At 59.5% G+C, this 21,281-nt stretch carries 13 protein-coding genes, 1 tRNA gene and 1 riboswitch; of the genes, 2 read left to right on the forward strand and 12 right to left on the reverse strand.

The features are described from left to right. The first annotated feature begins 1,102 nt into the window (after positions 1 to 1,102). On the forward strand, positions 1,103 to 3,451 hold the full coding sequence (locus I9H07_RS04830) for a DUF4214 domain-containing protein (RefSeq protein ID WP_200866786.1): 2,349 nt from the start codon (positions 1,103 to 1,105) through the stop codon (positions 3,449 to 3,451). Between the two features lie 869 nt (positions 3,452 to 4,320). Here I9H07_RS04830 and I9H07_RS04835 read toward each other — a convergent pair. From I9H07_RS04835 to I9H07_RS04890, 12 genes are all read right to left on the reverse strand, one after another. After that, a tRNA-Gly gene (locus tag I9H07_RS04835) sits at positions 4,321 to 4,394 on the reverse strand. 156 nt (positions 4,395 to 4,550) lie between these two features. After that, entirely contained in the window at positions 4,551 to 5,432 is an 882-nt protein-coding gene (locus tag I9H07_RS04840) for an alpha/beta fold hydrolase (RefSeq protein ID WP_024671902.1), read from the reverse strand. Positions 5,433 to 5,728: 296 nt separating this feature from the next. After that, on the reverse strand, positions 5,729 to 6,421 hold the full coding sequence (locus I9H07_RS04845; RefSeq protein WP_024671901.1) for a pseudouridine synthase: 693 nt from the start codon (positions 6,419 to 6,421) through the stop codon (positions 5,729 to 5,731). A 38-nt stretch (positions 6,422 to 6,459) separates the two neighbouring features. Continuing rightward, on the reverse strand, positions 6,460 to 6,693 hold the full coding sequence (locus tag I9H07_RS04850; RefSeq protein ID WP_236425650.1) for a cysteine-rich CWC family protein: 234 nt from the start codon (positions 6,691 to 6,693) through the stop codon (positions 6,460 to 6,462). A gap of 44 nt (positions 6,694 to 6,737) precedes the next feature. Next, the gene (locus I9H07_RS04855; protein ID WP_236425651.1) at positions 6,738 to 10,070 is read right to left on the reverse strand and encodes a dermonecrotic toxin domain-containing protein; all 3,333 of its coding nucleotides are present in this window, start codon (positions 10,068 to 10,070) and stop codon (positions 6,738 to 6,740) included. Between the two features lie 142 nt (positions 10,071 to 10,212). Next, positions 10,213 to 12,027, reverse strand: a complete 1,815-nt coding sequence (gene atzF, locus I9H07_RS04860) for an allophanate hydrolase (protein WP_024671899.1) — start codon at positions 12,025 to 12,027, stop codon at positions 10,213 to 10,215. Between the two features lie 34 nt (positions 12,028 to 12,061). Next, the gene (locus tag I9H07_RS04865; RefSeq protein WP_236426380.1) at positions 12,062 to 16,087 is read right to left on the reverse strand and encodes a 5-oxoprolinase/urea amidolyase family protein; all 4,026 of its coding nucleotides are present in this window, start codon (positions 16,085 to 16,087) and stop codon (positions 12,062 to 12,064) included. 109 nt (positions 16,088 to 16,196) lie between these two features. Next, positions 16,197 to 16,814 carry an urea amidolyase associated protein UAAP2 gene (locus tag I9H07_RS04870; RefSeq protein WP_236424441.1) on the reverse strand — a complete coding sequence of 206 codons (618 nt, stop codon included), beginning with the start codon at positions 16,812 to 16,814 and terminating at the stop codon, positions 16,197 to 16,199. A gap of 11 nt (positions 16,815 to 16,825) precedes the next feature. Further along, positions 16,826 to 17,551 (reverse strand): urea amidolyase associated protein UAAP1, encoded by a 726-nt coding sequence (locus I9H07_RS04875; RefSeq protein WP_236424443.1) that lies wholly within the window; start codon positions 17,549 to 17,551, stop codon positions 16,826 to 16,828. Next, positions 17,548 to 18,330 carry an ABC transporter ATP-binding protein gene (locus I9H07_RS04880; protein ID WP_236424445.1) on the reverse strand — a complete coding sequence of 261 codons (783 nt, stop codon included), beginning with the start codon at positions 18,328 to 18,330 and terminating at the stop codon, positions 17,548 to 17,550. The genes I9H07_RS04875 and I9H07_RS04880 overlap by 4 nt, the downstream gene beginning before the upstream one ends. Further along, positions 18,327 to 19,142, reverse strand: coding sequence for an ABC transporter permease (locus I9H07_RS04885; RefSeq protein ID WP_024674905.1), 816 nt, complete (start codon positions 19,140 to 19,142; stop codon positions 18,327 to 18,329). Before I9H07_RS04885 ends, I9H07_RS04880 begins: the two co-directional genes overlap by 4 nt. A 27-nt stretch (positions 19,143 to 19,169) precedes the next feature. Next, positions 19,170 to 20,237, reverse strand: coding sequence for a putative urea ABC transporter substrate-binding protein (locus tag I9H07_RS04890; RefSeq protein WP_024674904.1), 1,068 nt, complete (start codon positions 20,235 to 20,237; stop codon positions 19,170 to 19,172). Positions 20,238 to 20,300: 63 nt separating this feature from the next. After that, positions 20,301 to 20,403, reverse strand: a riboswitch (guanidine-I (ykkC/yxkD leader). Positions 20,404 to 20,893: 490 nt separating this feature from the next. On the opposite strand from I9H07_RS04890, the gene I9H07_RS04895 reads away from it, so the two are divergent. Next, the gene (locus tag I9H07_RS04895) at positions 20,894 to 21,265 is read left to right on the forward strand and encodes a hypothetical protein (RefSeq protein WP_161632887.1); all 372 of its coding nucleotides are present in this window, start codon (positions 20,894 to 20,896) and stop codon (positions 21,263 to 21,265) included. Positions 21,266 to 21,281: the final 16 nt, after the last annotated feature.

Consider the following 21,281-nt stretch of genomic DNA (forward strand, 5'->3'; position numbering starts at 1 on the left):
AGAGGCTGCTCAGCACGTATAGCTTGGACGACGTTGCAAGAGTGGGGTGCGAGCATTCGGAAAGGGATTCAATCTTGCTCACAAAATTTGGGCGATTCAATAAAGACTGCGCGCTTAGCCTATGGGGGCTGCGACGGGAGAGAGATAATGAATATTGCGGGAATATAGGAGAGTGTCGGGTTTAAAAAGTTTTCTGAAAAATTGGAGCGGGTAGACGAAATCGACCCCTTATTGGCCAGCATTATTCGAATCTGTGTATCTGTGTATGTATTGCCCCGAGGCAGCGCTGAGAAAAGCGTGTAGTGAGAAAAGCGTGTAGTTGTGTGTTCTGAGGTGGCTGATTTGCTGGGGCTCGTCCCTTCGTCAGTGGAAATACCCTCCAATCTCGACTTACTCACATGTGAGCGAAAGCCTGAGATTCGGATATCTGGAACATCGATTTCTTCCTAACCTCACCGGATCGCATGATCCGTTTCCCGATCCGTATCCCGCGCACATTGGCGCGGGATTCGATTCGTGAGAGATGATCCGACTTACTCCTGAGGCGATTCCACTTGTGGTTCTTGTGACCCTAACTACATCGGATCATTTCAAGCAATGAAGCTCGGTAACCATTCCTCATCGGTTTGTCCGTCGACCACGTATCGATAACTTGATGTCGAAAATATTACTTGCCCATTATTTTCCGCTGCAAGTGTCCTCAGCGCTTGGAAAGCGATGCTGCCGAGCAGTACGCATTAAGGGAGAGGCGTAGTGACAGCCCGGCGGGCAGCCTGCTGACGACGCCTGCCCAGCCAGAACGCTTCCTCCAGCCTCTTCCGGCTGTATTTCATCGGCTCCAGGAAAAAACCGCCTTAAGTCGCAAGAAAGCATGCCGACAACCTCATCAGCAATGAGATTGAAGGTCTTCGACCGTGTCCTGGCGTACCTTCTCGAAGAGCAACACCATCGTCAAGATCAAGGCGGAGCAAACGCGCGTGAAGGTCATGACGCCAGTTTTCAAAACCGCTCAGCGGCTTGAACTCATCACCGATCCGTACCCGATTCTTGCGTCATTGACCTGGCCAGGCATGCCTTGCCCCGGAGTTTCTACATGTGTTCAATGTGTGATGCGCTCACCCAACTTTGGGCCGAAGGAGCGACCGGCCAGGGTGCGGCCAAACAGACAGTCACCAGCCAAGCGATGCTTGAGCACCTGACGCTTGACCAGCAAGCCAACTACCTGACTGATGGCTATTGGCACGACGCCTATGGCGGTTCCCAGCACCATTTTGACGTGCACGCCGGAGGGTCGCTCACTGTCAACCTGGCAAGCTTGAGCGCCAGCGCTCAGGTTGTTGCTCGATATGCGCTGCAAACCTGGACAAATGTCAGCGGCCTAAACTTTGTGGAAACCACCGCTGCTGCTGCGATCAATTTCAGCGAACAAAAAAGCGGTGCGTACAGCAACTCCAATTATGCAGGCAGCATCATCTCGGACAGCAGCGTCAACATCGCTTCCGATTGGGTGAAATACGGTTTGTATTATCAGCAAACCTACATTCATGAAATCGGCCACGCGCTGGGGTTGGGCCATGCGGGCAATTACAACGGTAGCGCGACCTTCCCCAACAATGCCTTCTATCAAGAGGACAGCTGGAAATACTCGGTGATGTCCTACTTCAGTCAGAGCGAGAATACGTATTCCAACGCCTCTTTCGGCTATGTCGCTACCCCCATGCTGGCGGACATCGTAGCCATCCAGTCACTGTACGGCACCGCCGTTACCCGCACAGGTGACAATACTTACAGTTTCAACAAGACGTCCAGCAACACCGGAACTGACTTCGTGCCCGGCCTGGTGGCCACGATCTATGATTCGGGCGGCAACGACACTATCAACGTCAGCACCTATGTCGGCGCTCAGACAGTCGATCTGAGAAGTGAAGCTTTTTCCAGCCTATACGGCGGTCTATCGAATATTGCAATCGCGCGCGGCACAGTTATCGAGAACGCCATCACCGGTGCGGGCGCTGATACGCTGATCGGCAACGCCAGTGATAACTTTCTCAATGCCAACGCGGGCAATGACCAGTTGCAAGGCGGCGATGGCGATGATCGGCTGATGGGTGGGGCGGGCTCGGACGTGCTCAATGGTGGCAACGGCATCGACACCGCCTTGTATACCGAGGCAGGTGCTCGCTACTTTGCAACCTACGATACCGCGCTGGTGAGGAATGCCACCCTCAGCGTTCATGATGCGCAAACGTCCGATGTGGACACACTTTCAAGCGTCGAAAGGCTGTCTTTCAGCGACCGCAATGCCACTCTTGACGAACTGCTCATGGCTTTTCACAGCCGTTATGGCGCCTTCAACGCCGAGAGTGACGCCACTGTTTCGTTGAGTTTTAGCATGGATCTTCATCACATCGCGCTCACCGAGGATCAGGCGGACATTGCCAGGCTTTACTCACTGTTCGGTCGGACGCCCGATTATCAGGGATTGAATCACTGGCTGACGCAGCAGGCGATGGGCAGTTCGGATGCAGAGATTCGCGATGGCTTTCTGAATTCCACTGAAGGGATACAGCGCTACAGCGGGCTTGGTGATCGGGAATTTGTCCTTGATCTCTATCAGACCGTACTGCACCGCACAGGCGAAGAATCCGGTGTGTCGTCCTGGAACACGCTGCTGCAGGCGGGTGGGAGTCGAGCAGCGGTCGCTGATGGCTTCCTCAATTCGCGCGAGAGCCGTGACATCTCAGAGGGCGAGACAGGCTTCATAAGGATCGTGGCTCATAACGCCTGGAACAATCTGGATATGGTCGTAGGCAAGGGCGTGGCTACCGGCACGGCTGGGGATGATCAGATCAGTGAGCAGGAAGTCAGGCTGGACAGCAATGCGGTTTCGCATCTGGCCGGCAACGCCGGTATCGACACCTTTATTTTCAACGATGCTGCATCCGCCTATACGATCAGCGCGCTTGATACCGACACGCTATCAGTCAGTCGTTCTACTGGAGCGGCGGCGAAATTCGAACTGAGTGGGTTCAATGTGCTCGATTTCGCAGATCGCGAACTGTTCGTTCTCGACTCGGCGCAGGCAAGCATTGGTCGTCTGTATACCATTCTGGATCGTGCTCCCGATATCGAAGGCCTGAAGTCCTGGCTGTCTCACGGCGCCGCAGGCGTAACCGGTGCTCAGGTTGCGGGTGGTTTTGTGCAATCTGCCGAATTTTCCCAAAGCCTGCCCGATGGCAGCAGCAATACAGCCTTTGTCGAACATCTGTATCACAATGTCCTGGACAGAGGCAGCGACGCTAACGGCCTTGCCTATTGGGTCCAATCGCTGGAAGGCGGCACAAGCCGTGGACAGGTCGCATTCAATATCGCCAACTCCGCGGAGTCTGCTGCACTGACTCAAGGCGATGCCGGCTTCATTCACCTGGTAGGGCATGCTGATTGGGTTTGAGGCACCTGCGCCAAAGACTGGACAACCCTGCCGTGGAAAATCCCCCGCAGGGTTTCATCCGGCCTGGCTTGTTGGAAACGCAGTTGCACGCGCAAGCTGTATCAAGCATCCAGGCTCTTCGCGAGCAAGGTCAGGCATTGTAGAGGACTGGCTACCAATACGTTTTCAAACTCAAGAGCGAGGTCAAAACCCTGGCTAGAGGTCTCGGCGCTTGCTGGTGGCATCCGCAATCTTCTTGGCCGGGACTTTTTGCAACACACCCTCTATGTGCTGATGGGGCCTGGTCGAAGAAACACGATCCCGCGCTCCACAGTTCTGCGACTGTTTTCCAGTGAGCACCATGGCTACTGAAGCTTTTCAGTCATTCAAAAGGGGGCGGGTGGGGTGATTTCGGGGCGCGTGTTCGACGCTTTCGGTACGATTGTCCGTATCCGGTGACGCACCAACACCTACTTTTTGATGAGGGAAGGGCGTCGGCAGGAGTTACCTGTCACGCCTGAAAGTACACACTTCGCGATGACTGAAAACCTTCCGTTCGCCAGAATTGCAGACCACTTGGGGGGTTCTCTCTCCGCCTCTAAACGCATCGAGTTGAGCGAGGCATTGGGTAAGAATATTTCGTCGATTGAGTTGTACCCTGACGCTGTCCGGGCGATCGTTGAGCTTCAAAACTCAGACATCCTGGTAGGGGTTTATTGAGTGATCGAAGGGGAAACGCGGGTCAGACAGATGTCGTGTCGAGGGAATCGACGGTGCACCAGATTTTCGGGGCTTCCGGTAGAACTGATGGTGGGGCGGCGAGAAGGTATTGATGGGCTTAGGCGCTAGGGCGAAATTGCTTGGCATGCCCGGAATTGTTGGCTGGAAGCTGGAGCGGGTAGAGGGAATCGAACCCTCAACTAAAGCTTGGGAAGCTTTCGTTTTACCACTAAACTATACCCGCTCTGATAGCTGCTCTGAGCGGCTGACTTTGTACCAGAACCCTGCCCTGATTTGAAGCGCTAATTTCACTGCGCAGCGCTTTCCCTCCTGATTCCCTTCATGAAAACCAACCGCCAGATGAAAACACTCCGCAACTGACGGTGGCTTCCTGCGTGGTTCAGAAGGCCAGCGCCTGATGGCGCTCGACCCGGTTGTGACCGTTATGCGACACCTGTTCCGGTTGCAGGAATGTCATGAGCACCTGTTTCGAATCACGGCAGGCTGCCTTGTGTTCCATGTCCAGAAAGTGGCCGGTGGCGTCGATGGTGCTGAAGCTGCAATCGCGCAGGTATCTGGAGAAGTGGGCGGCGTCGTTGGCAGACGTGTATTCGTCCAGAGCACCATTGATGAACAGCACGGGTGCATTGATGTTTTTGCCGGTGGTCAGGTAATTGTCCGGATCGAGTTCCAGAACCTGACTGAAGTGGTAGTGCATCTGGTCATACTCGTGAGCATCCAGGTTGCTGATATGACGGAAATTGAAGCGCTTGAACAAGGCAGGCAGGTGTTTGCCGACGGTGTTGTTGATCAAGTGGCCCATGTCGTAACGGTTGTGCGCACCCAGGTGCGTGATGCCGTGACACAGGTAGTCATGCATCTTCTCGTTGATCACCGGGGAGAACGAACTGATGACTGCGCTTTCGATGCGTTTTGGCCGGTGCGCCAGTGCCACCAGCGTTGCCGCGCCGCCCCATGAAAAAGACAGTACGTGCTCGGCGTTGAAGTGATCGATCAGTTCCAGCAGCAGCTGGCCTTCCTCTTCCCGGGTCAGCGGTGCGCCATGCAGGTTGTGCGGTTTGGATTTGCCCGAGTAGGGCTGATCGTAAAGCACCACGTTGAAGGCCGGATGAAGGCTGCGCACGGTCTGGGCAAATGATGCGGTGGTGGCCAGTGAGCCGTTGACCAGAATGATGGTCTTTGCGGCGGCGTCGGTGCGATAGAACTCGGTGTAAACCCGAAACTGTCCTTGTATGTCCAGCACTGCTTTTTCTGGCGACATAGGTATAACTCCTGGGGTAAACAGGTATGCGTTGCAACGACGTTGCACGAGTTTCGTGACAGGCAAGCGATAGCCGATTAAGGGCCCAGGTTGATCCTGACGAGCGGGTCGACAGGTCTTGTTATTGGCGGGCAGTTTGTCGTGGGCCAGGGGCGCGCATGACAAAGAGTTTCTTGGAATAGGGACGTAACGTATCAGTCGCATGTGGACTGATAGTTCGATTCAAGCAGGCGATCCGCCATCTCGCAAGTGACCGCTCGTGACATCTCGCGCAATCCGCCAAACGGTCATGACGCTTAAAACAGGTTGATTTCCGAGGCATGCAGCGCACGGTAATGACCCGGCGTCAGCGCCGGGTCCAGCAGCAGATCACCGACGCGTTCTCGATGCAGTTTCACTACCTTGTTGTCGAAGTGGCCGAACATCCGCTTTACCTGATGGTAGCGGCCCTCGGTGATGCTCAATCGTGCGCTGCGCTGCCCCAGCAAGGTCAATTGCGCCGGTTGGGTGGTTATGTTCTCGAACGCGAAATACAGGCCTTCGGCGAACAGGGCTGCGTAGCGCTCGTCAATCATCTGCTCGGTTTCGACGTAATACACTTTCGGCAGTCGGGTCTGCGGCTGGGTGAGACGCCGCGACCATTGACCGTCGTTGGTGATCAGCATCAGCCCGGTGGTGTTGAAGTCCAGTCGTCCGGCGATGTGCAGTTCGTGCTTGTCAGGCTCGTCCAGCAGGTCGAGTACCGTGGGGTGCTGCGCATCGAGCGTCGCGCTGACACAGCCTTGTGGCTTGTGCAGCATGAAGTAGCGCGCGGGCTTGCCGGGCTGGAGAATATCCTCGTCGAATGTCACGCAGCTGAATTCACGCACTTCATGATGCGGATCACGCGTCGTCAGCCCGTCTACTTTGACCCGGCCGCTGACCAGTGCCAGGCGCACGGTCTTGCGGTTGAAGCGCGGCAGGTTGCTGAGGAAACGATCAAGACGCATGGCTGAGGAGAGGCCAGTGAGAACGGATGTGCATCTTACTACGTGCCCTGATGGGCGGGTTGCACAGGCGCTGTGCCCTCGACTCCGGCACAGCGCGGGCAGAGGCAGGCCTTGTTGCGTACATCGTCAGGCAGTGCAGCAAGCCGCGCCGGATCGATGCGTTCGGAAAAGCACCAGCAAGGCTGATCCACGGTGCGCGGGTCGGCCAGGCTGCACCGGTTGCTGAAGCCGCACACAGGGCACAGCGCTGCGTCGGGAAGGGCGGTTGTCATGTCGGATGAAGGCGCCTTGCTTGATGAGTGGGGGAGCAGTCGGCTCAGGCTATACCGGTAATCACCGAACCCGCTGTGGGGGCATGATAGACGGGCGCGCGACTCAGCAGGGCCGATATTGCGGCACACCGGCAGTGCACCAGCAATATCCTGTCGTAATGGATGCCTTGAACCGACAGGCTGTCAAACAGATCGGCCAGCGACGGCGGGAGCATGCCGAAGCGGTTGCGCACCGTCAGCACATCCATCGGCGTCGGCGGCAACCAGCCCCGCAGAGGTGACGCTCTGGAGTGGCTCACTACGCGTGCGATCTCGTTATAGGTCTCGTCAGTTGTCGTCTGGAACTTGGACAGGCTGTAATTCTTCAGTCTGCCGGGCAGCGACGTGCCTGCAATGAGTTTGTCGGTAATCTGTAGCGGCTCAAGTGGCGTGGGGTGCATCGCTGCGTGCACTGCCGTGTCTGAGCGTGCGAAAGGTCGGGCATTCTTGTTGACGACGCGATGCAGTTTCGGGTCCACCAGTTCATAGCCATGCGGCGCGTAGGTGCGAATCTCTGTGCCGTTGGGGATTTTGACGGTACCGGTCCACGGTGTGTAGTAGCCGTGGGTGCTGACCACCAGCGTTCGCGCCTGACCTCGATCAGACGTCCATAACAGAAACTTCTGACCCAGCTTCCAGGCATGTATCGGCAGCAGGTTTGAAGATGCAGCGGCGTTGAGGGTCCAGCGCTTGAGCAGGGCGTCGGTGTGAAAGAATTTCTCCAGCCGGGTCTGGCGCGGCGTCACAAAGTGCCTGCGCAGCGGTTGGCTGCTCAGCGCCCTGTTGATCGCAACTGCTGTGTTCTGGGTGTTGCGCGCAGCAGGTTTGATGATTCTGCCCAGTGAGCGCAGCAGTCGTGGTGTGTGCGGGGTCAGTTGCAACAAGCCCAGCGATAACGTGGCGAGCAGCGCCTGATTTTTTTCCGCGTAGCGGCTGCCCGGTAACTGTGTTGCGGCAATGGCCAGTGACGCGATGCCGACCTCCGTCGCCAGGGACGCTATAAACGCGGGTGTCAGTAATAACGACATGGGTATCAGCAGCCGTTGTAAATGCTGCAGCCGCTCGGCCCAGTCAGCCAGTGAAACCTGCGCCGAAGTGACGATCTGATCCTCTGCATCCTCCAGCGCATTTTGTTTGAGAAGCTGATGCAGAAAAGCGAATGGCGTGTCTTCCAGCCTTTTTTCACACAACGAGTGGTGCATGGCCTGTCGCGTGTCAGGGTTGTGCAGCGCGTCGGTCCACGGACGCAGGATAGAGGCGGGTGGGCTGGGCGCCTGGACGCCGCCCCACAATTTGAACAGGTAGTCCAGGCGCTGGTGATGGCGGCGTGGAACATAGCGCATGACCGTTTCACGCCACTCCGGATTGGCTGTCTCCCGGTTCAGATACCGCGTCAATGCTGTGTCATCTGCAAGTTCGATGAATGCATTGGCGTGCCCCGCCTGATAGAGCACTTTCAGTGTGCCCGGCTGTTCGAGTACCAGCAGGCCGGTGTACTGATGCTCCATGCCGTCGATCAATGAGCCCTGAACAAAAAAACCGAGTGCCCGCCATGGGTGCTGCGCAGAGGGCGTGAGGCTTTCTACAACCCGATCGAACCCGCTGCGCTTGAGACTGCCGCGTTTCAGGCTGATCAGCGCCTGGGTCATGAACGTGGATCTGAAGGCCTGTTCGATGGTCGCTTTCTGCTGGTCCCAGAAGTGATGGATTCGCTGGGTCATCCAGGTCAGAAAGTCGAACGTTTTGATGTAATCCTCAAGCGCCTGCGGACTGATCTCCAGCACCTGGCCCAGTTCACTGTTGCCCAGCCCGGTTGCGTCAAAGAAGACTACGGTGCCGCCACCATGATCGATGTAGCCGACCGGATGATCGACCCGGTAATTGCTCACCAGCGCTTCGCTCAGGCTGATCGGCTTTTTGTCGGGCGTGTGGACATAGGTAGACGGCAAACGGGGATCGCCCAATGGTCGGGTCGAATAGCCGGACTGATAGGCGATGAAGACATGCTCCGGATTGAGGGTCAGCCCGTGATTTTCCTGTAGATAACTCGCCATGACCTGCGTCGCCATTTTCGAAGCAACCGGCAACTGCTCCAGTATGGCCGGTCGTGTCTGCCAGAGGTCTGCGGCGCCTGCCAGAGCAAGACTGCGCGCCACGGGCCTGAGCATATCTGCAGTGTCATGGGTGTGGTTGCCGTACAGGACCCCGGCGAATGAAGCCTGCGTCAGTGCGGCGAACACATCGCCTTCTATCAGCGGAGCGTCGGCAACAATGCTGACGTGTTCAAGTGCCAGCAGCGCATGACCGTAGAACCCGGATGCGTTCATGGCCGCCAATAATCGACTGGCCATGTAGTGGGGATCATCGCTGATGTATTCGATGACGTTGCCCTTGGCCCCCAGTATGTGAATAAAACAGTGCGAAGTGGTTTTCGACCTGACCTGAAATATCCCCGGCACCTGCTCGCCGTTCAACGAGAGTGCGCGAACCTCGGATTTATCGCCTCGTCCACTCGTGTCCAGCGTTTCTGTATCGAGGGGGAGGCTGCTCAATCCCAAGGCGTCCAGCGCCAGCCAGTAACCGTCGCGGCTGATATGCCGGTGGGTGTGCTGGCGGGCCAGAGTGTCAAGGAACGCCAGTCGCGACAAGGTGCGCCAGGTGGCCTCGTGCCGGGTCCGGAAAGCCTGCAGTGCGGCGCTGTAATCGCGATCCAGCGGCATCTCGCCAATCCAGCGGAACACCTGCGCTGTGGTGAGCAAAGGCGTGTCTTCGGACAATGCAGTGTCGGTTATGGCGCTGCGATGCAGTGCAACAAAATGCTCAGGTTCAAAGCTGGTCAATGCCACGTCGGTCAGTGACAGGCTGACGCTGTAATGTTCGCGCCCTTGATCATCCACTGCGGGCCGGTCATCGCTGCTGAAGGTCATCTGCAAGGTGTCCGGGTCCAGCACCTTGCCGCTCTTTTGCGTGAGCAGCGTGATCAGTTGTTGGCGAACGTAGTGTTGGCGGGTGGGTGGAACGTCCATGTCCAGCTGGCAGGCTTTCAGCAGCAGTACCGAGTCGGCAATCAAGCGGAAGCCAGGACTGCTGCGCAGAGTTTTGAGTTGGCGTTCGATGTGCGGCGCGAGGTCTTCCTGCTCTTGCTCTTCGGGCGAGGGCGGCAGCGCGGTTTCAGTCGTTGGAAAATGGAGTGTCGGGCGTACTGACAGGGCTGAAGCGTTAAGCGTGTCGTGCCGGATATCGCTGTGCTCGGGGCGCAGAACGCTGGGTTGTTCCAGCAGCAAAGAGTACGGATCAAACAGCGTGTCCTGAACAAGCGGACTCCAGATGGGATTCATGACGGGCCGTCAAAATGAAAGGATGCCCACTATGTCGGGAAGATCGCTGGTGATGGTCATAACTATGTATCGCGGCTATGTATCGTGGCCATTTATCGAGCTGAAAGGCGGCATGCCTGAGTGAGCATGCCGCTTTTTTTGCTTACATGTTTTGCACGTGCGCACGCCAGCCGCCGAGATGACTGATGTCGCGTGCGCCCTCCAGGCCATAGGCTTCGCAGATGAAACCGGTCTCCCAGCGGCCGTCGGCCAGTTGCACTTTGCCCAACCCGAGCGGTGCCGGGATACCGGTCAGAAACGAGCCCAGTTCGGCGCTCGGCAGCTCCCAGACTTCGACGGCAATCGCCACGCCATCCTCGGTCACGCGCACCATGCCGGGCCTGAACGGCGGGCCGCCAGCCAGTGCATACAGGCGATAATCGGCTGAGCTTTGCGTGGCCTCCAGCAACCGGCCGCCCCGTTTCCTGAGCTGCCAGTTCAATGCCAGACCGTCCAGATGCGCGCCGCACACCACCACTCGGGCCATGTCATTGCTAGCGGTATTGGTCGGAGCAGGCAGCGCAGGGGCGTCACCGCCAATCAGCGGCAGGGCGGTTTGCCGCTGAAAGGCGTCCGCCAGGCTGAGCAGGTATTGATCGGTGAACGCTCTGCCGAACAGCGTTACGCCCCACGGCAGGCCGTTGTCCATGAAGCTGCTGGGCACGGCGATGGCGGCGTAGTCGAGCAGGTTGACGAAGTTGGTGTAGTAGCCCAGTTCCGAGTTGCGCAGCACAGGTTCGGCGCTCAGTTCTGCCGAGGTCACCGGGCGTCCGATGCTCGGCGTCACCACGCAGTCCAGTCCTTCCAGCGCATGGTCGCAGATCACTTTCAGCGCTTGCAGGCGGTACTGTGCGCGAAAGGTATCGACGCCACTGATCAAGGGCGCCTTGGCCAGCACCGCGCGAATCACTGGCAGCACGGCGTCGGGATGGTCCTCCATCAATGACCCGGCGACGCTGTAGCGTTCGGCCACCCATGGGCCTTCGTACAATAATTGCGCAGCTTCCAGAAAAGGTGAAAGGTCGACGGTAACCGCTTCGCCGCCCAGTGCCGTGAGGCGGTCGATGGCGTCACCGAACAGCAACGGCCCTTGAATACAGCCAAAGAACTCCAGGTCTTCGGCGCGTGGAACGCCGAAGCGAAACGGGCGCGGAGTGCCGAATGCGGAGGCGTCGTTCCACTGCGGATTGCGGCGGCTGTACTCGTCGCGTGGGTCAAACCTCGCAACCAGTCCCAGCAACTGGCTGGCTTCCCTCGCCGTGGCGGTGAAGGTCGACACGCAGTCTTGTGTGCGACAGGCGGGTACTACGCCCGCGGTAGAAATCAGCCCCTTGCTGGCCTTCATGCCGACCAGATTGTTCAGCGCCGCAGGCACTCGCCCCGAGCCTGCGGTATCGGTGCCCAGGGCAAAACTGCTGACCCCCAGCGCGACCGCCAACGAGGAACCGGAGCTGGAGCCGCCCGACGGATACTCCTCCAGAACGCTGTTAGGACACGCGCCGTAGGGCGAGCGACTGCCGTTCAGGCCGGTGGCGAACTGGTCCAGGTTGGTCTTGCCTATCGGCACGGCACCCAGCGCAATCAACTGTTCGACGACTGTCGCCGAGCGCTCGGGCGTGTAGGCGTAATCCGGGCAGGCGGCGGTGGTTGGAATGCCGGCCAGATCGATGTTGTCCTTGATCGCGAAGGGCACGCCGTAAAGAGGCAGATCCTTGAGATCGCGGCCTTCCAGCGCGGCGAGGTAGGGCTCCAGCTCGGCCGGGCTGAGCAGATGAATAAACAGGTGATAGCCAGGATTGAGCGCAGCGGCTTTTTCCCGCAGGGCCAGGATCAACTGGCGGGGTGACAGACGGCCAGCCTGGTAGGCAGCGCGCACGCTGTCCAGACGCAGGTTATTCGGCAGTGCTGTGTCGTTCATGACAGGATTCCCTCGAAATAGAAAATAGATCAGTTCAGTCTGCTGTCAGCACCACAACCCGTTGCCCCGCGCGTACTGCCGAGCCGGGCTGCACCCGGACTTCCCGCACCACACCGCCGACCGGGGCGAGGAGCGGGATTTCCATCTTCATCGACTCCAGAATCACCAGCACATCGCCTGCCTCGACCCGCTCGCCGGGTTGCACCTGGACCTGCCAGAGATTGCCGGCGATGTGGCTGTCGATGCCTTGCTGGCCCGCTTGCAGGGGCAATTCTTCGGTACTGGGGGTAGCGCCTTCGTCGCTCTGGAAATCCGCCTGGCCATTGGCGATCCAGCGTTCTCGCTCGGCGTTGAAGGCGGAGTGTTGCTGGGCTCGGAATGCCGCAATGCCATCGGCTTCGCGGGCCAGGAAGGCTTGGTAATCGGCCAGATTCAGGGTGCTGTGTTCGATGTTCAGATCGAAGCGACCCAGGGGGAAATCGCGGCGGATGCGTAGCAGTTCGTCGGCGCTGACCGGGTAGAAACGGATCTGATCGAAGAAGCGCAGCAGCCACGGTTTGCCCTCGAACGCGGCGACGTCGCGATAGCGATTCCACATCTGCAACGTGCGGCCGACGAATTGATAACCGCCGGGGCCTTCCATGCCGTACACGCACATGTAAGCGCCCCCGATGCCGACCGAGTTTTCGGCCGTCCAGGTGCGGGCCGGGTTGTACTTGGTCGTCACCAGCCGATGGCGCGGGTCCAGCGGGGTAGCGACCGGTGCGCCGAGGTAGACATCGCCCAGCCCCATGACTAGATAGCTGGCATCGAATACGGTGCGCTGCACTTCATCGAGGTTGGGCAGGTCGTTGATGCGGCGGATGAACTCCAGATTGTTCGGGCACCACGGCGCGTCCTTGCGCACGGTGGTCATGTATTTCTCGATGGCCAGCTGACAGGCCGGATCGTCCCAGGACAAGGGCAGATGGACGATGCGCGAAGCGACCTGCAGGTCTTTCGCTGCGCACACCGCGTCCCATTCTCCGGCAATGATGTCGAGCAATTGCTGAAGCGGCAGTTGTTCGGGGCGGTAGTGGACTTGCAGCGAACGAATGCCCGGTGTCAGGTCGATCACGCCCGGCAAGGCCTTGGTTTCCAGCGCCAGCATCAAGGCATGGCCGCGCAGACGCAGCACCAGATCCAGCTCCGGCGCGCCGATTTCCAGCAATAGATGCGTGTCGCCGGACAGACGCGCCACCAGACGTTTGTCGTCCTGACCAATGTCGAGAATGATCGGGGAGGGCAGGCGAGCCGCCTCATACGGGAGCGAGGCAGGACCTTGTAGGAGCGGACTTGTCCGCGAAGAGGCCGGTACATTCAATGCATTTTCTGCGTCTGGAATATGGTCTTCGCGAACAAGTTCGCTCCTACTGGAGTTTGCGGTGCCCTGTAGGAGCGGACTTGTCCGCGAAGAGGGCGGTACATTCAATGCATTTTCTGCGTCAGGAATACCGTCTTCGCGAACAAGTTCGCTCCTACTGGAGTTTGCGGTGCCCTGTAGGAGCGGACTTGTCCGCGAAGAGGCCGGTACAGTCGATGGATTTTCTGCGTCTGGAACATGGTCTTCGCGAACAAGTTCGCTCCTACTGGAGTTCACGGTGCCCTGTAGGAGCGGACTTGTCCGCGAAGAGGCCGGTACAGTCGATGGATTTTCTGCGTCTGGAATATGGTCTTCGCGAACAAGTTCGCTCCTGCGGGCATCAGTGTTTCGCATATTTTGTGGCAACACTGCGGCCATCGCCGCATGACACGCCTCAATGCTCACCGGATAAAACCGCACCCTGTCCCCGGCTTTCAATTGCCCCAATTGCCACAGATCCGCTTCGATGATGGTCACCGGGCAGACAAATCCCCCCAGGCTTGGCCCGTCCGGGCCGAGGATCACCGGCATGTCTCCGGTGAAATCCACCGCGCCGATCGCGTACGGGTTGTCGTGGATGTTGGAGGGATGCAGACCGGCCTCGCCACCATCGGCGCGTACCCATTCAGGCTTGGGCCCTATCAGCCGCACGCCGGTACGGCTGGAGTTGAAATGCACTTCCCACTCAGTCGCAAAAAAAGTCTCGATGTAGGCTTCGGTAAAATACTCCGGCGCTGCATGAGGGCCGTAGATCACCCTCAGCTGGCGAACTTCTTTCAGCACGTCCAGCTCATCATCGGCAATCCGCTGCCCCGCACTGTGGTCAATCAATGGCGCGATATGCAGCACATCTCCAGCGCGTAACGCCCGGCCGCCATGCCCGCCGAACTGGCCGAGGGTAAAGGTGCTTTTGCTGCCCAGATAATCCGGTACGTCCAGCCCGCCGCGCACGCACAGGTAACTGCGCACGCCAGCCCCCGCGATAGTGCCCAGCGACAGGCTGGAACCCGCGTGCACCCGCAGCGCGGTGTTCATGGCGCAGAGTTCGCCGTCCAGCGTGATCGGGATCTGCGCGCCGGTCACTGCGATCACTGCATCGGTATTGAAGCGCAGCAACGGACCGCTCATGGTGATTTCCAGCGCGGCACAACCTTCGGCATTGCCCAGCAATCGGTTGCCCTGACGCAGCGCGCGACTGTCCATCGGACCGGATGGCGGCACGCCGACCGCCCAGTAGCCCAGTCGTCCCGGATAATCCTGAACGCTGGTCTGTGTACCGCCGCTCAGCACCTCAAAGGTGTCAGCGTGATACACCAGGCCTTCCAGACAGCGGGTCCACGGCTGGCCGCTGGCGAAGGGCGCGTCGTCGATGATCTGGCGCAGGTAATCGCGGTTGGTTTCCACTCCATACAGACGCGTTTCGTGGAGAGCGGCCGCCAGCCCGGCGCTGGCCTGATCACGGCTCGGTGCCCAACTGATCAGCTTGGCGATCATCGGGTCAAAATACGGCGGGATCTCACACCCGGCCTCAACCCAGGTATCAATACGCAGCGCACGGCCATCGGCAGGCGGAAAGTTCACCGCGGTCAGCAGGCCGGGGCAGGGCTGGAAATCACGGCCCGGATCTTCTGCGTACAACCGCGCCTGAATCGCATGACCGACCGGGTTCAGGCCGGCTTGCAACTGATCGAGTGGCGGCAGATCACCGGCGGCCAGTTGCACCATCCAGCTGACCAGATCCACGCCCCAGACCTGCTCGGTGACACCGTGCTCGACCTGCAAGCGCGTGTTCACTTCCAGAAAATAGAAGCGCTGATCCTCGCTGTCGAAGACAAACTCGACAGTCCCGGCGCTGCGGTAATTGACCGCTTTGGCCAGCTTGATCGCCGCTGCGCACAGCTCATCGGACATGCCGTCCGGCAGGTTGGGGGCCGGGGTTTCTTCCAGCACCTTCTGGTTGCGGCGCTGCACCGAGCAGTCGCGCACGCCGAGGGCCAGCACCTCGCCCTGTCCGTCGCCGAACACCTGCACCTCAAGATGGCGGGCGCGCTGGATGTACTTCTCGATGAACACACCGGCGTCGCTGAAATTGTTCTGCCCCAGGCGTTTTACCGCTTCGAACGAGTCCGCCAGCTCCTCGGCACTGCGGCACACCCGCATGCCGATACCGCCGCCACCCGCAGTGCTTTTGAGCATCACCGGATAGCCGATGCTGCGCGCTGCCGCGACGGCCGATTCCAGACTGTCGAGCAGCTCGGTGCCTTCCAGCAGCGGCACGCCGTGCTGTCGGGCCAGCGCACGGGCGGTGTGCTTGAGGCCGAACACGCGCAGTTGCTCGGGCGTCGGGCCGACGAACGCGATACCCACGTCTTCACAGGCCTGGGCGAATGCAGCGTTTTCGGAGAGAAAACCGTAGCCGGGATGAATGGCTTTGGCGCCGCTGGCTTTGGCGATGGCGAGGATCTTGTCCACCGCCAGGTACGTCCCGGCCGCAGCGCCTTCGCCCAGGCTGTGGGCTTCGTCGGCCTGCATCAGGTGCAGGCTGGCAGCGTCGGCTTCGGAATACACCGCCACCCCTTTCACCTGCAATGTGCGCAGGGTCCGCAGGATGCGGCAGGCAATGGCGCCACGGTTGGCGATCAGCAGTTTGTCGAACATGGCATAACCCCGGAAACCCAGTCGTGCTCGGTTTCGTGATGGGAAGCGGGCCGTCCCGCTATTGATCTATCTACGCAACGGTCGTCCGTTGCTGAGGGCGGTCGCCGGGTCAGTCGCGAATCAGCAACTGTGCGGGCGTCGGGTTGTAGCCGTTGCACGGATTGTTCAACTGCGGGCAGTTGGAAATCAGCACGATCACATCCATTTCGGCGCGCAGCTCGACGTATTTGCCGGGTGCGGAAATGCCGTCTTCAAAGGTCAGGCCGCCGTCGGCTGTCACCGGCACATTCATGAAGAAATTGATGTTCGGCCCGATGTCGGCTTTGCTCAGGCGGCCGTCATGCAGGCAGGCGCGCAGGTAGTTGTCGCGGCAGCTGTGCATGTAGCGTTTCTCCAGGGCGTAACGCACGGTGTTGCTCTCCTGCGCGCACGCGCCACCCAGCGTGTCATGGCGACCGCAGGTGTCATCGATGATGGTCAGCATCGGCTGGCCGAGGTTGGAAAACAGCACGCTGCCGGTGGTCAGGTAAACGTTGTTCTGGCGGCGCAGGGTGCGTTGCACGTCGTAGCGCTCACGCGGGTTGGCGAGGCTGAAAAACAGCGTGTCGACCGCCTGATTGCCCTGCAGATCGAGAATGCGCACGGTTTGCCCGGCCTTGACCTCGGCCAGAAAGGGTTCGCCGGCCGGTATGGTCGCGTCGCAGCACAGGTGATTGGATGAATTCATGGCAAGGCTCCTCAGGCGAACAGGCGGTCGGTGTTGATGAAGCCGCGCTCGTTTTCCGGGCGCGAGGTACGGCAGTGCTCGGCAACACTGGCATCGGCTTTCATCCAGCTGAGTTTGAGCGGCTGCGGCGCGTACTCCGGGTTAGGGTCCATCGGGTGTTGCAGCGCGGTCAGCACCACCAGTGTGTCCATCGGCGCATACAGCTCGATGTAATCACCGGCCTTCGAGTTGTTCGGGGCGAAGTGCAGCGTGCCCGTATCGTCGACATCCACGCGGCTGAACAGGTTGAGGGTCATGAGCAGGTCTGACAGCCCGAGCCCCCATTTGCCCAGCTCGACCAGCAGGTTGTCGACGCCATTGCGGAAGAAGCCGTTACGCAGCTCCTGATAGCGCCCCTGGCCGTACTTTTCGGCGACTTCCTGTGCGTTGAGCACACCGCCAATACTGTCGCTCCAGCCGCACGTGTCAGTGACGATGGCGGCCAGCACGCGGCCCATGTCCGAATACAGGCAATGGCCGTTGCTCAATTTGGCGGTGTGCTGGCATTTGAGGCTGTCCGGCAGGTTCAGGCGCTCGGTTTTTTCAGCGGCGTTGAGCAGGGTCAGGCTGACGTTGGCATTGCCATGCAAGTCGGTCAGGCGCAGCAGTTCGCCGCGCTTGAGGATGAACGAGCGATGGCCGCCACCGGGCAGCAGCTCTTCGGCGAAAACCGGGTACAGCGTGGTCGAATCAGTCATTGAACGGGCTCCTCTGAAGCGGTAAGCAGCGAATCGGTAGCGGCGCGTTCGGCGCGGCGTTCGCTGTTGAGGGGAATGTCGTACGTGATGCGCGCGCCATACGCACCGGGTTCATGCGGGTCGTGGCGCACCTTGTCGAAGACCAGCAGGCGGGTGCCGAGGTTGAAGCCTTCGGACAGGTCATGGGTGACCATGAATACAGTCAGTTTTGTCTCGCGCCACAGGTCCAGAAGCAAGTGATGCATGTCCTTGCGAATGCCAGGGTCGAGCGCGCCGAACGGCTCGTCCAGCAGCAGAACGCGGGGCTTCATGATCAGCGCCTGAGCAATCGCCAGCCGCTGCTGCATGCCGCCCGATAACTGCGTCGGATATTTGTCCAGCGCATGGCTCAGGCCGACTTTCTCCAGCAACTGCGCGGCGTGCTCGCGGGCCTGGCTTTTGGCCTGACCGAACAAGCGGCCGAGCAACGGCGAGCGGGGCAGCTCCAGGCCCAGCGCGACGTTGTCCAGCACCGACAGGTGCGGAAACACCGAATAACGCTGGAAGACCACGCCACGGCTGGCATCCGGCTCGCTGGCCAGCGCTTCGCCGTCCAGCGTGATCGAGCCGCGACTCGGGGTTTCCTGGCCCAGCAGCAGGCGCAGAAAGGTCGACTTGCCACACCCCGAAGCGCCGACCAGGGTGCAGAACTCACCTTCGGCGACGTCCAGATTCAGGCCTTCAAGCACCACCTGATCGTCGTATTGCTGCCAGACGTTACGCACACGGATAAAGCTCATGCGCGGGCTCCTTCGTACCAGGGAAAGGCGCGTCGGGTCAGGGCTTTCAAGCCCCAGTCCATCAGCCAGGCGAGCAGGGTGATCCACACCACATAGGGCAGAATCACGTCCATCGCCAGGTAGCGCCGGACCAGAAAGATCCGGTAGCCCAGGCCGTCGGTGGAGGCAATGGCTTCGGCGGCAATCAGGAACAGCCACGCTGAGCCGAGCACCAGTCGCAAGGCGATCAACAGGCGCGGCAGCAGTTGCGGCAGAATCACCCGCAGGATCAGCGTCCAGGTGGTGGCTCCCAGCGTCTGTGCCTTGATCAGCAGTTCGATCGGGATCTCCCGGGCGCGCTGTTCCAGATCACGGGCCAGAATCGGCGTGATACCGATCACGATCAGCATCACTTTCGACAGCTCGCCCAGACCGAAGACGATGAACAGAATCGGCAGGATCGCCAGTGGCGGCACCATCGACAACACCGTCAGCAAAGGCGACAGCGGGGCGCTGAACAGCGGCAGAATGCCCGCCGCAATGCCCAGACACAGGCCCAGCAAGGCGCTGATCCCGAGACCGATCGCCAGACGCTTGAGGCTCGACGCAGAGTCTTGCCACAGCAGGTAGTCACCGGTTCGGGCGTCAGCGGTGAACGCCACGCGTTTGACCGCATCGGCCATCTGCATGGCGCTGGGCAGCAGTTTGTCGGTGGGGTTTTCCGCAAGCCGGGTGGCCGAGCCCATGAAGTAGGCGAACAGCAACAGGGCGAACGGCAGGATCACCAGAATCAGGCGACCGGCGCGATCCGGATGGCGGTTTATCAAGCGCATGGCAATGACCTTTCTACTGAGCGTGATTTACAGCGTGCCGTCGACGGCCATCTGCACGTAGCTGGGGTCAAAGTGCAGCTTGAGGTTGGCCTTGTCGCCGAGGATCACACCCTTGGCGAACGACATGCCGACTGCGTTTGCGTCGCGTGCGCCTTCGCCGAGCAAGCCGTGAGCGAACGAGAAGTCAGCCACTTTGCGCTGGGTTTCGGGCAACTGTTTGCTGGTGGCGAACTCAAGCGCTTCCTTGGGGGTGGCGAACAGTCTGGTGGTGTCGAGTTGCGCCTGGAAACCGGCAAGATCGGTGCCCGATGCCTTGGCCATGTGCTCAAGTGCAGCCTTGCTCTGGGCGTTTTTGGCGTTCATCAGCGCAACTGTTTCAAACCATGCGCCGGTCAGGGCTTTGCCCAGTGCCGGGTTGTCTTTCAGGGTCTGGGTGTTGACGACCATCATGTCCATGATTTCGCCAGGGATCTGACTGGAATTGAAGACTTCGGTGACGCCGGGTTTGGCTTTGATGTCCGACAGCATCGGGTTCCAGGTGGTCACCGCCTGCACGTCATCGGTATTGAAGGCGGCCGAGATATCGGCGTCCGAGGTGTTGACGACCTTGAGGTCTTTTTCGCTGAGTTTGACGCTGTCCAGCGCTCGGGCCAGCAGGTAATGAGACACCGACAGCTCGACCAGATTGACGTCCATGCCCTTGAGGTCGGCGACTTTCTTGCCTTCGCCCTTGATAACCACGCCGTCGTTGCCGTTGGAAAAGTCGCTGACGATCAGCGCGGTGCTTTCCACACCGCCTGCGGCTGGAATGGTCAAGGCGTCCATGTTGGTCATGGTGCAGCCATCGAACTGGCCGGCGGTGTACTGGTTGATGGATTCGACGTAATCATTGAGCTGAGTGACATCGATTTTGATGCCGTACTTTTTCGCCCATTTGTCGACGATGCCCTGGCTGCCTGCGTATTCCCACGGCATCCAGCCTGCGTAAATGGTCCAGCAGACGTTGAAATGATCTTTCTGGGCGGCATTCGCCGAGAGGCTCAACGCAGCCAGCAGGCCTGCGGTGAGCAGACCGAAGAGACGAGACTTTTGCATGTTGAGAAATCTCCAGTAGTGAAAAAAGGCGGCCAGGAGCAACGTGACACCACTGGTGTCCCTGTCTCCCGGGCTTTTGTCCCGCCGTGTAACCTCTACTGGAGGTCGCCAACTCTCGGACCAGCCACTTGCCTGTCGGCAAGCCGGAACCCTAGTCGGCTATTGCAAATTGTGGTGCCGCGAACCTGTGTTGACTCCTGCACATCCGCTATCAAGCGAGAGTTGTGCCAACTCGCTGGAAGTATCGGTCTTAAGGGGCCGCTGCCAAAAGCGAACGCTCTATGAACCCGGAATTGCCTTGTGCTGGTGCGGCGTCGCACCGCGATGAAGCGTGAGCGCGTTTACTGATGAGAAATGTTTTGTAGCATGTTTGTATAAAACTGAAACAGTCCCGTGCGGCATGGTTTCGCAGCCTTTTCTTGCCATATCGCCATTATCGGTTGCCCTTGTCAGTAGGGGTGGACAGGGCACTAGAAGGGCATTTCGCTGTCTGATCCTTCGTCCGCCAACCGCTTTGGCGGACGCCGACCAGCGTCGCTGGTTTGTGCCCAATCGCGGTCCAGGAGGCCGCTATGTATCGAAGACCCTTGCTTGTCACGTTGCTGACCCTTTTTCTTGCTGGTTGCTACGGAGGCCCTGGTTATTACGAATCCGATGTGTACACGCAGCCGACGACAGTCGTTGGTGGCGCTTATGCGTATGACAATGGCTACCGCTCTACCTACTATCAGGAGCGGCGCATCTATGTAGCGCCTCAACCGCGCTATTACAGCCAACCCCGCTATTACGCCCCGGCCCCGCGTTACTACGCGCCGCCGCCAGTACCCCGTTACTACCAGCCAGGACGCCCACCAGGCTATGGCTGGAGGAATGATGGCTTTCGTGGCAATGGCGGTTTCGGGCGTAACGACGGCTTCCGCGGAGACCGTGGCAACCGCGGTTGGGACGACCATGGCGGACGCAGCGGGCGAGATGGCCGCGATCACGGAAGAGGCGGGCGCGGCGACGGCCGTGGCGGGCACCGGTAACACCCACTATCGTGCC

This window comes from Pseudomonas syringae, from assembly GCF_023278085.1.
GTDB lineage: Bacteria > Pseudomonadota > Gammaproteobacteria > Pseudomonadales > Pseudomonadaceae > Aquipseudomonas > Aquipseudomonas syringae_Q.